General features: G+C 69.8%; 11 protein-coding genes and 1 pseudogene. 5 read left to right on the top strand and 7 right to left on the bottom strand.

The genetic code is table 11. From position 1 onward, the window contains the following. Positions 1 to 369: 369 nt before the first annotated feature. The 3 genes from FV218_RS20475 to FV218_RS20465 all read right to left on the bottom strand — a co-directional run bounded on the left by FV218_RS20475 (position 370) and on the right by FV218_RS20465 (position 2516). Positions 370 to 867 (bottom strand): dihydrofolate reductase, encoded by a 498-nt coding sequence (locus FV218_RS20475; protein WP_147711347.1) that lies wholly within the window; start codon positions 865 to 867, stop codon positions 370 to 372. Then, entirely contained in the window at positions 867 to 1661 is a 795-nt protein-coding gene (locus FV218_RS20470) for a thymidylate synthase (RefSeq protein ID WP_147711346.1), read from the bottom strand. Before FV218_RS20470 ends, FV218_RS20475 begins: the two co-directional genes overlap by 1 nt. A gap of 90 nt (positions 1662 to 1751) precedes the next feature. After that, positions 1752 to 2516, bottom strand: coding sequence for a CPBP family intramembrane glutamic endopeptidase (locus FV218_RS20465; protein WP_246685208.1), 765 nt, complete (start codon positions 2514 to 2516; stop codon positions 1752 to 1754). A 345-nt stretch (positions 2517 to 2861) separates the two neighbouring features. On the opposite strand from FV218_RS20465, the gene FV218_RS20460 reads away from it, so the two are divergent. Beyond that, on the top strand, positions 2862 to 3545 hold the full coding sequence (locus tag FV218_RS20460) for a ClpXP protease specificity-enhancing factor SspB (RefSeq protein WP_056094874.1): 684 nt from the start codon (positions 2862 to 2864) through the stop codon (positions 3543 to 3545). Positions 3546 to 3548: 3 nt separating this feature from the next. Here the strand turns inward: FV218_RS20460 and FV218_RS20455 are convergent, their stop codons facing one another. Continuing rightward, positions 3549 to 4946, bottom strand: a complete 1398-nt coding sequence (locus FV218_RS20455) for a cytochrome P450 (protein ID WP_147711345.1) — start codon at positions 4944 to 4946, stop codon at positions 3549 to 3551. Positions 4947 to 5085: 139 nt separating this feature from the next. Between FV218_RS20455 and fumC the strand changes: the two genes are divergently transcribed. The 3 genes from fumC to FV218_RS20440 are packed head-to-tail and all read left to right on the top strand — an operon-like array spanning position 5086 to position 6936. Next, a complete protein-coding gene (gene fumC / locus FV218_RS20450; protein WP_056094879.1) occupies positions 5086 to 6498 on the top strand; it encodes a class II fumarate hydratase in 1413 nt (470 codons plus the stop codon). A gap of 11 nt (positions 6499 to 6509) precedes the next feature. Next, complete coding sequence (locus tag FV218_RS20445) at positions 6510 to 6698, top strand: DUF4169 family protein (RefSeq protein ID WP_147711344.1); 189 nt, start codon at positions 6510 to 6512, stop codon at positions 6696 to 6698. 13 nt (positions 6699 to 6711) lie between these two features. Continuing rightward, positions 6712 to 6936: a ribbon-helix-helix domain-containing protein gene (locus FV218_RS20440; protein ID WP_147711343.1), complete on the top strand. Its 225-nt coding sequence runs from the start codon at positions 6712 to 6714 to the stop codon at positions 6934 to 6936. A gap of 8 nt (positions 6937 to 6944) precedes the next feature. Here the strand turns inward: FV218_RS20440 and FV218_RS20435 are convergent, their stop codons facing one another. Next, the gene (locus tag FV218_RS20435) at positions 6945 to 7712 is read right to left on the bottom strand and encodes an AraC family transcriptional regulator (protein WP_147711342.1); all 768 of its coding nucleotides are present in this window, start codon (positions 7710 to 7712) and stop codon (positions 6945 to 6947) included. An 83-nt stretch (positions 7713 to 7795) separates the two neighbouring features. On the opposite strand from FV218_RS20435, the gene FV218_RS20430 reads away from it, so the two are divergent. Then, entirely contained in the window at positions 7796 to 8773 is a 978-nt protein-coding gene (locus tag FV218_RS20430; RefSeq protein ID WP_187273121.1) for an MBL fold metallo-hydrolase, read from the top strand. Positions 8774 to 8782: 9 nt separating this feature from the next. On the opposite strand, the gene FV218_RS20425 is transcribed toward FV218_RS20430, so the two are convergent. Together FV218_RS20425 and FV218_RS20420 are read right to left on the bottom strand one after the other, a co-directional pair. Beyond that, complete coding sequence (locus FV218_RS20425) at positions 8783 to 10138, bottom strand: heterodisulfide reductase-related iron-sulfur binding cluster (protein WP_147711340.1); 1356 nt, start codon at positions 10136 to 10138, stop codon at positions 8783 to 8785. Between the two features lie 178 nt (positions 10139 to 10316). After that, positions 10317 to 10625: pseudogene (locus FV218_RS20420) on the bottom strand (glycolate oxidase subunit GlcE); the annotation flags it as partial.

Below are 10625 nucleotides of genomic sequence, written 5' to 3'. Positions count from 1 at the left end.
GCCCCAGGGCCCTCCCCCGTTGCCGCTACCGCCGCCGCTCTGATTGCTCCAAGGCATGCTCGCCGATATCTCCCGTTCCAGCAGCGTGTCCGCTGCGCAAAGCCTATGTGGCCCGAAGCCGATTTGCGCCATCCGGCCGCACCGCCATGGGCAGGCGAACCGTACCCCCATCGTGTGGACAGAAGCGTTGTACGGTCTCGATCAGTCCATCCCACCTGCGAGGCCACGTGCGGTCCTGTCAAGGTTGGGCCGCGGGTGGTGGGGACGAGACGAATTCAGACTTAACGGGGATTTGGGCATCGCCCATCCGAATGACAACCGGCGAGGGAACCATTGCGCGATGGGTCGCGGGGCTGACTTCGGCCACCGTCAGGCGATCCGCTCGAGATCGACGAAACTGAAGGCGCAGGCGTCGTGCCCGCCCGCCGGATGGGCTTCGCGAAAGGTCTCGCGGAAGGCCGCACGGTCGAAGGCCGGGAACACCGTGTCGCCCTCCGGCGTCAGGGCCACCTCCGTGAGGTGGATGCGGTCGGCCTGCGGGAGGGCGAGCCGGTAGATCTCGCCGCCACCGGCCACCATCAGTTCGCCCGCGCCATCGACGAGGTCCAACACCGCATTCCAGTCGTGGGCCGTCTCGACGCCCGGCACGGAGAAGCCGGGATCGCGGGTCAACACGAGGATGCGCCGGCCCGGCAGGGGACGCCCGATGGACTCGTAGGTCTTGCGACCCATGAGGACGGGCTTGCCCAGGGTCAGGGCCTTGAACCGCTGCAGGTCGCTGCGCAGGCGCCAGATCAGGCCGTTGTCGCGACCGATGACGCCGTTCTCGGCCACCGCGGCGAGGAGTGTGATGCGGGGGCGCGCCATCAGACCGCCACCGGCGCGCGGATGGCGGGGTGCGGCGCGTAGCCCTCGATGGCGATGTCCTCAAAACGGAAGTCGAACAGGGACGTGACGGCCGGGTTCAGCGCGAGACGCGGCAGGGGACGTTCATCGCGGGTGAGCTGGAGGCGGGCCTGATCGAGGTGGTTCACGTAGAGGTGTGCGTCCCCCAGGGTATGGACGAAGTCGCCGGGCGTCAGTCCCGTGACCTGTGCGATCATCGCCGTCAGCAGGGCGTAGCTGGCGATATTGAACGGCACGCCGAGGAACACGTCGGCCGAGCGCTGGTAGAGTTGGCACGACAGCCGGCCCTCGGCGACGTAGAACTGGAACAGGCAATGGCACGGGGCGAGCGCCATCCGGTCGAGGTCGGCCGGGTTCCAGGCCGAGACGACGAGGCGGCGCGAATCCGGGTTGCGGCGGATCTCGTCCAGCACCCAGGCGATCTGATCGACGCTGCCGCCGTCGGGTTTGGCCCAGGAACGCCACTGCAGGCCGTAGACGGGGCCGAGGTCGCCCTCCGCGTCGGCCCACTCGTCCCAGATGGTGACGCCGTTGGCCTGGAGCGCCCGCACATTGGTGTCGCCCGTGAGGAACCACAGCAATTCGTGGATGATGGAGCGCAGGTGCAGCTGCTTCGTCGTCACCAGGGGGAAGCCGGCGGCCAGATCGAACCGCATCTGGTGGCCGAACACCGAGAGGGTGCCCGTCCCCGTGCGGTCATCCTTGCGGACGCCCTCCGAGAGGATGCGTTCGAGAAGCTGATGGTAGGCGTGCATCGCGGCTCCGGCTGTCCTTCGTGAATAACGCGTCGGTGGCGGCGAGGCGAGGTCGTGGGCGCTCCCGGTCGCGGTTGTCCCTAACGATCCTCACCCCTCGGGCCAGAGCACCCAGGCGATCATGGCGAGGTTGCTCCAGGCGTGGAGTACGATGCAGGGCCACAGGCGCCCCCCGTGCCAGCGCAGCCAGCCGAGCATCAGGGCCAGCGGCAGGAGCGACACCGGCCGGGCGAGGCCGAAGCCGTTGATGTGCGCGCCGGCGAACAGCGCAGCGGTGGTCAGGATGGTGAGGGTGGGGCCGGCACCCCGCAGGCCCCGGGCGAAGACGAAGCCGCGCATCAGCAGTTCCTCGGCCACGGGCGCCAGGGCGACGACGGTGGCGAGCCACAGGATGACGCCGCCGGCCTGGAGGGTCGGCGAAAGGGTGGCGTTGCGGGCCACGGGCGCACCGAACGCGGCGCCCGTGCCCGTGACCCAGGCAATGTGGACGACGGGCCACGCCACGAGGAGCCACGCGAAGGTGCGCCGCGGCAGGGTGGCGTCACGTTGGACCGTCAGGGCCAGGGCCTGTCGCCATGAGGGTCCATTGGTCCAGCGGGCGGCGGCGAGGACGAAGAGCGCGAGGATTCCCTGGCGCACCCCGTCGAGGGCGAGTTCGCGGGCGGCGAACTGGGGTGGACGCAAGGGGCTGCGTCCGGCGGCCGAGAACGGATCGAGGCCGTCAATCCAATCGGCGCCGACCCGGACGATCACCAGGGCGACGACGCTCGCCGCGCCGAGGGGAAGAACGGCGCGGAGCACCATGCCGGCCAGGGCGCGCGCGACGCGCACGGCCGCGACCCACCGCCCGGTCATATCCGGACCGTCACGTTCGGAAGGGACCCTCGGATCGGGCTTCAAAAGCGACCGGACTCTCTCTATGTTCACGGGACTGCCCGATGCGCCGGTGACGGTGACGCGCATTTCCGCATCGGCGGAATGCTCCGATCCCGAGACGGTACCCGGCACTTTCCGACAGAACCACGGGCCTTTGGACGCATCGCATGCGGGCTGGACAGGCTGCGGGTTCCGGCGGAAGGTCGAGGTCGTTCGGGCACTACCGGAGACGGCCGGCAACGGCACTCCGCTCGATTTTCATCCGACCCCGGTGCGCCCTAGGGCGTGCGACGGCGGCCAGGCACCGGGTATAAGCGACCGCAGATGGCAGACGATCTGATCCGCTACGATCTTCTGGTGCAGGATGCCCTGCGCGGCGTCGTGCGCAAGGTGCTCACCGATGCCGCCCGGGAGGGGCTGGCCGGCGAGCATCACTTCTACGTGTCCTTCCGGACGGAAGCGCCCGGGGTGCGGATGTCCCAGCGTCTCCGCGAAAAGTACCCGCAGGACATGACCATCGTGCTCCAGCACCAGTTCTGGGATCTCAGCGTCAACGAGCACACCTTCGAGGTCGGGCTGTCGTTCTCCGGCGTGCCCGAGCGCCTGCTGGTGCCGTTCGACGCGCTCTCGGGATTCTTCGACCCGTCCGTCCAGTTCGGCCTCAAATTCGACCTGACCGAGGGCATGGAGGAAGCCGTCGAGGCCGTCGACGACGACGCCACGCCCCTGGCGACCGGCAAGACCGCTCCGCGCGGCGCCGCCTCCGAGCCGAGCGAGCTGAAACCGAAGGGCACGGGCCTCGCCGCCATCGGCTCCGGTGTGCCCAAGATCGGGCCGGCGACCGCTTCGACGCAGAACAACACCGATGGGGACCAGGCGGACAAGCCCGCCGCCAAACCCGCCGCGAAGCTGTCCGTCGGCAAGACGCCATCGAAGAAGGCCGAGGGCGAGGGTGCCGAGGCCGGCGCCGAAGTCGTGAGCCTCGACGCGTTCCGCAAAAAGAGCTGACGGTCAGCCGCGGCGCGCGACCGCCATGCGCAGGCCGTGCTCCGGCCGCAGAGTGACCCGGTGCAGGGGCGTGACCGCCGGGTGATCCGCCGGCACGCGCAGGCGCACGGACCGGACGATGTGAGCCAGCACGATCACCGCCTCCTGCAGGGAGAAGCTCTGACCGATGCAGACGCGCGGGCCGGCCCCGAACGGCAGGTAGGCGAAGCGCGGAATCGCCTTGCGCGCCTCACCCAGGAAGCGGTCCGGCACGAAGGCTGCGGGATCGTCCCACAAGGTGCGGTGACGATGGAGCACGTAGGGCGCCACCATCACCAGTGACCCGCGCGGGATCTTGACCCGGCCGATGCGGTCCTCGGCGATGGCCTGACGGCTGAGGAACGGCACCGGCGGAAACAGCCGCATGGTTTCCTCCATGACGGCCTTGGTGAACGGCAGCGCCTCGGCGTCGAATCCCCCGTCCGCCGGTACGGCATCGACCTCGGCCTCGATCCGCGCGCGCGCCGTATCGTCCTGCGACAGGCAGTAGAGCGCCCAGGTCAGGGCGTTGGCCGTGGTCTCGTGTCCGGCGGCGATGAAGGTGACGATGTTGGCCTTCACCTCCAGATCGGTGAGACCCTTGCCGGTCTCCGGGTCCTGCGCTTCCAACAGAAGAGTCAGGAGGTCGGCCGGCGCGCGGTCGGACGCGATCAGGGCGCGGCGCTTGTCGATGAGCGCATCCACCACCTCGGCGAAGAACCGTACGGCGGGGCGCGCCCGCAGGCGGCCGATGCGCGGCACGAAGCCCGGCACGCCGAACACGTCGAGGGGATCGATGGGGCCGACGGCTTCCAGAAACCGCGTGATGGCCCGGCCCAGCGCATCCGGATCGCTCGCGAGCCCCTGCGTGAAGATGGTCCGCTCCAGCACGTCGAGGGTGACGCGGGTCATCTCCAGGGCGGCGTCGATCGTGGTCCCGTCCCGGCGCGCGAGACGCCGCGCGATGCGGGCGCCGGCGGCGTTCATGGGGTCGGCGAAGTCCAGGACGTGGCGGGCGGAGAAGATCGGCGCCAGGGTGCGGCGCTGGAGCTTCCACTCCTCGTCCTCCGCCGTGAGCAGGCCGTTGCCGAGGCCGGGGGCCAGCACCCGGCGCTGGAGGTCGTCCTTCCGGTAGTTGGCGGCGTTCTCCACGTAGAGGTAGCGGATGAGGGCCGGATCGCTCACCACGGTGACGCGGCCCATGGCGCCCTCCCCCGCCATGACGGGCTTCTCGAAATGCTCATCGAGCCAGGTGGTGATGGGGTTGGACCGCGCCGCCTTGAGGAAGGCGAGGAGACCCAACGGCTGGCGCAGGGGGCGCGGCACGGCCGGGCGGAAGCGCACGGGCGCATCGGGTGGGCACGGGGCGGCGGCATCCATCATCGGCGTGTCATCACTCCTGGGTCAGGGGCAGGCCGCCAAAAAAGCGTTGAGACTTCCAAGGCACCGTCACCCGGTGCCATCGCGGTTTCGACCTGCCCGGTTTAAGTAGGGTGCGCCGCAGCCACACGAAGAGGCCACGATGTCGCCCACCGAGACGCCCGCCACCCGCACGGAATCCGACACGTTCGGACCCATCGAGGTCCCGGCGCATCGCTACTGGGGGGCTCAGACGCAGCGCTCGATCCAGAACTTCAAGATCGGCACGGAGCGGATGCCCGCGCCCCTCGTCCACGCGCTGGGCCTCGTCAAGCAGGCCGCCGCCCTGGTGAACCAGGATCTCGGCGGCCTCGACCCGAAGGTGGCCCAGGCCATCGCGGCGTCGGCGGCCGAGGTGGTCTCGGGCGAGCACGACCAGGAATTTCCCCTCGTGGTGTGGCAGACCGGGTCGGGCACCCAGTCCAACATGAACGCCAACGAGGTCATCGCCAGCCTCGCCAACGAGCTTCTGGGCGGCAAGCGGGGTGGCAAGTCGCCGGTGCATCCCAACGATCATTGCAACCGGGGCCAGTCCTCCAACGACGTTTTCCCCACCGCCATGCACATCGCGGTGTCGCGCGAGATCAACGACCGGCTGATGCCCGCCCTCCGGCACCTGCACGACGCCCTCGACGCCAAGGCCCAGGCCTTTTCGGGGATCGTCAAGATCGGCCGGACCCACCTGCAGGACGCGACCCCCGTGTCGCTGGGTCAAGAATTCTCAGGGTATGTCGCGCAAGTGGCCCTCGGCAGCGCCCGCGTCCAGGCGACCGTGCCGGGCGTGCTGGCGCTGGCCCAGGGCGGCACGGCGGTGGGCACCGGCCTCAACGCGCACCCCGAATTCGCGGAAAAGTTCGCCGCCAAGGTCGCCGAGCTGACGGGCCTGCCGTTCACCTCGGCCGAGAACAAGTTCGAGGCCCTCGCCACCCACGACGCCCTGGTGTTCACGCAAGGAGCGCTGTCGGCGCTCGCCGCCGGCCTGTTCAAGATCGCCCAGGACATCCGCCTGCTGGCGTCGGGCCCGCGCTCGGGCCTCGGCGAACTGTCGCTGCCCGAGAACGAGCCCGGCTCGTCGATCATGCCCGGCAAGGTCAACCCGACCCAGTGCGAGGCCCTCACCATGGTCTGCGCTCAGGTGATCGGCAACGGCACCACCGTGAGCTTCGCCGGCAGTCAGGGCCATTTCGAGCTCAACGTGTTCAAGCCCGTCATCGCCAACGCCGTGCTGCAATCGGTCCGGCTGCTCGCCGACGCGGCGATCTCCTTCACAGACAATTGCGTGGTGGGCATCAAGGCCAACGAGGACCGCATCGCCGACCTCATGAGCCGCTCGCTCATGCTGGTGACGGCACTCGCGCCCTCCATCGGCTACGACAAGGCCGCCGAGATCGCGAAGACCGCGCACAAGAACGGCACCACCCTGAAGGAAGAGGCCCTGCGGCTCGGCTACGTCACGGACGAGGAGTTCGAGCGCGTGGTGCGCCCGGAGACCATGCTGGCGCCCAGCGCCGACTGACGGGGACGCGCATGGCGGAGATCATCAACCTGCGCGACGCCCGCAAGGCGAAGGCACGCTCCGAGAAGGAGGCGAAGGCGGCCGACAACCGCATCGCCTTCGGCCGGCCGAAGAAGGCGAAGACCCTGGCCGAGGCGAAGAAGGCCATCGAGGTCTCGCGCCACGAGGGCCACAAGCTCGTGGGGCCGGACCCCGAGTGAAGGAGCGCCAACCGTGACGGGCGGCGTCACCAAGCGCTCGGTGATGATCGCCGGCCACCGCACCAGCGTGTCCCTGGAGGACCCGTTCTGGGATGCCCTTCGCGAGGTCGCCGACGCGCGCAATCGGTCGGTCCAGGCGCTGATCGGCGAGATCGATGCGGGGCGGGACGGGCAGAACCTGTCGTCTGCGATCCGGGTGTTCGTGCTGGCGGCGGTTCAGGTGAAGGCGCGATCCTGAGGTACCGCCTATCGGCGAACGTTGAGGAGGCTCCGCGAGGCCGGTGCCCCGAACGTCCTGCGAAAATCGTTGGCGAAATGGGCCTGATCTGCGAAGCCCGCCGCGTGGGCGGCGCCGGTGAAGTTCGCCCCCGCGACGACGGCGGTGATGGCCCGGCGCATGCGGAGCCAGGAGCGATAACGCCGGAACGGAACGCCGATCTCCTGGGTGAAGAGGTGCTGCAGACGCGACGAGGACAGGCCCACCGACCGGGCGAGCGCGTCGGCCGACAGTGCGGATTGTGGTTCGGCTCCAAGGCTCGACACGACCCGGGCGATGCGGCCGTCCAGCGAACCGTCCGTGTGTCGGAGGGAGAAGCCAGCAAGATCGGCGAGTGCCTCGCCGGCCCAGGAACAGGCCCCCCGATCCTCGTAGAGGGCGCGCAGGGGCACGATTTCGCCCCCTGCCGCGACGCGGGCTCCGGCGATGGGGGTAGCGCCCCGCATGAGTCCCATCAGGGCGAGCGGCGAGGCTTCGGGTTCGAGGTAGAGGACCGCCAGGGGGTCCCCGCCGCAATCGAGTTCGTGCGCCAGACCCGCCGACACGAAGGCGGTCCGGCAGGTGGTCCACGCCGTGCCGTCGAACCGTATCCGGAAGCACCCGTAGAGGCCCGCGAGATAGACCGGCGCCCCGTGCCGATGGCTGGCATTGTAGGCGAGCGGCCCGGCGAAGAAGGTGTGCGCGCCGTCCACATGCCAGAGCGGGCCGAGCGCGTGGGGCGCAGCAGGTTCGTTCAAGCGCCACCCTCCGTCACGATGCTAGCCCCTGCCCTGAAGCCGGAGGCCCGGGATCATCCTGGCGCACGCGGACCGGCGGGGGAATGCCCATCATGATCGATCTCACCCGCCGCAGCCTCGCGGCATCCGCCCTCGCCCTTGCCGTACCGCGGTCCGCGACGGCGCAGACTTGCCCGCTCGATGTGCCGCCCATGATCCACCGGGTTCGGCTCGGGGCCTTCACGGTGACGACCCTGCTCGATGCGAGCGCGATGATCGATGGTCCCTGGCCCATCGTCGGCGAAGACCGCGGGCGCGGCGAGGTCGAAGCCCTGATGCGGGAGAATCGCCTCCCGCCGAACCGGTTCAAGCCGGGCTTCACGCCGACCATCGTGCAGACCGGCCGCGAGACCGTCCTGTTCGATACCGGCAACGGCGAGGTCGGGTTCGTGCCCCGTCCCGCCGGCGGGCAGCTGGCGCGGCTTCTGGCACGGGCCGGCATCGCACCGGAGACCATCGACGTGGTCGTCCTGACCCATTGCCATACCGATCATATCGGCGGCCTCGTGGAGGGCGGGCGCCCGCTCTGCCCGAGGGCGCGCTACGTGGTCGGCGCGGCCGAGGATGCGTTCTGGCGCGACGAGTCTCGCCTGTCCGCGCCGCCGGAGAGCAACGCGTACAAGTCGGCCCGGGTCTTCCGCAGCCACCTGCTGCCGCTTACCGACCGCACCACCTTCGTGAAGCCCGGTGACACGGTGGCGCCGGGCATCACCGCCCTGGCCGCTTTCGGGCATACGCCGGGACACCTCGCCTTTCACGTCGAGAGCGCCGGGCAGCGCATGATGGTCTGGGGGGATTGCGCCCATCACGAGGTCGCCTCCCTGGCGCACCCGGAATGGCAGGCGTTCTTCGACATGGACAAGGATCGGGGGGCCGCCACGCGCCGGACGATCTACGACATGGCCGCCACGGACGGGCTTCTGGTGGCGGCCTACCACACCGCGTTCCCGTCGCTGGGCTACGTGGTGCGGCAGGGGACCGGCTACCGCTGGATTCCCCTCACCTATCAGCTCGATCCGTGAGCCCCAGCGTCAGGCCGCCGTCAGCACCGCCGGCTTCGGCCCGCCCGTGGCCCAATCGAGCAGTTCCACCGTGTGCACGATGGGGATGGCGGTGCCCTTCCCGATCTGGGTCGCACAGCCGATGTTGCCCGTGGCGATGACGTCGGGGCGCATGCGTTCGATGTTGGCGACCTTGCGGTCCCGCAGCCGGCTGGCGATCTCGGGCTGAAGGATGTTGTAGGTGCCGGCCGAGCCGCAGCAGATGTGGCCCTCGGGCACGTCCTTCACGGTGAAGCCAGCCGTTTTCAGGAGGGCCTTGGGCTCCGTGCGGATGCCCTGGCCGTGCTGCATCGAGCAGGCGGAGTGGTAGGCGACCACAAGGTCGCTCGCGATGAGGGTCGGCATCAATCCTAGACTCGCCACGTACTCGGTCACGTCCTTGGCGATGGCCGACACCCGCGCGGCCTTCGCCGCGTAGGCCGGGTCGTCGCGGAACATGAAGCCGTAATCCTTGATGGTGGTGCCGCAGCCGGACGCGGTGACCACAATGGCGTCGAGGCCGGCACCGTCCATCTCGGCGATCCAGGCGTCGATGGTACGCTTGGCCTGGGCATGGGAGGACTCGGCCTTGCCCATGTGGTGGGTGAGCGCGCCGCAGCAGCCCTCGCCCTTGGCCTGCACCACCTCGACGCCGTGCCGGGTCAGCAGCCGGATCGCCGCCTCGTTGAAGTCGGGCCGTAGGACGCTCTGGGCGCAGCCGCGCAGCAGCGCGACGCGGCCCGTGCGGGCCGGCGCCGTGGTTCCCTGGAGGGCGGCGCTGGCTTCCAGCGCCCGGGTCTCGGCCGGGAACGTGCCGGGCCGGTCGGTGCGGTTGCGGTTGGGCAGTTCGGCCGGAGCGAGGTCGAGCATGGCGGCCAGCCGATTGCCGAGGCCCGGCACCCGCGCCACCAGGGGGCGGAACGGGGTGCCCAACTTGGCGCCCAGAAGTGCCAGCCGGAAGCGGTTCGGATAGGGCAGCACGAAGGCGAGGATCGCGCGCAGGGCCCGGTCGCCGAAGGGCCGGGTGTAGGTTTCCTCGATATGCGCGCGGGCGTGATCGACGAGGTGCATGTAGTGCACGCCCGAGGGACACGTCGTCATGCAGGACAGGCACGACAGGCAGCGGTCCACGTGCTTGACCACCTCGGGCACGGCGGGCTTGTTGCCCTCCAGCATGTCCTTGATGAGGTAGATGCGGCCGCGCGGGCTGTCGAGTTCGTCGCCCAGCAGCAGGTAGGTCGGGCAGGTGGCGGTGCAGAAGCCGCAATGGACGCAGGTCCGCAGGATCTTCTCCGACGCCGCCATGGCGGGATCGGCGAGCTGCGTCAGGCTGAAATTGGTCTGCACGGCGTGTTCCTGAATCCACCCTTTGCGGGGCCGCTCCACACCGTGGCGTGCGGGCACCGTCGGTTCAAACGGACTCTAGGGCGGAACGACCGCCAAGCCGAGCCTTTGGAACGACTCCAAACCCCGGAAGGCGCCGATTTGATAGCCGGCGCCTGCGGGTAAGAGTGTCGCGGCGCCGTCAGATTCCCGCGTACATCCGGCCCGGATTGAAAACCCCCAGCGGGTCGTGCGCCGCCTTGAGGCCAGCGGTGATCCGCATCAGCGGTTCCGACAGGGGCTCGAACACCGGCACGGCGGCGCGCACGGCGTCGGGCGCCCGCACCAGGGTGGCGTGTCCACCCTGGGCCTTGACGGCCGCCCGCACGGTCGCGGCCCCGGCGTCGTCCTCCGCCGCGGTGGCGAGCCAGATCAGGCCGCCGCCCCAATCGTAGAACCAGCGGGCCTCCCGTTTGGCCGCGATGGACGCCGTCAGGGCGGGGCCGTGGGT

Origin of the sequence: Methylobacterium sp. WL69, assembly GCF_008039485.1 — a bacterium.
Taxonomy (GTDB): domain Bacteria; phylum Pseudomonadota; class Alphaproteobacteria; order Rhizobiales; family Beijerinckiaceae; genus Methylobacterium.
This window is presented reverse-complemented; position numbering and strand designations above follow the sequence as displayed.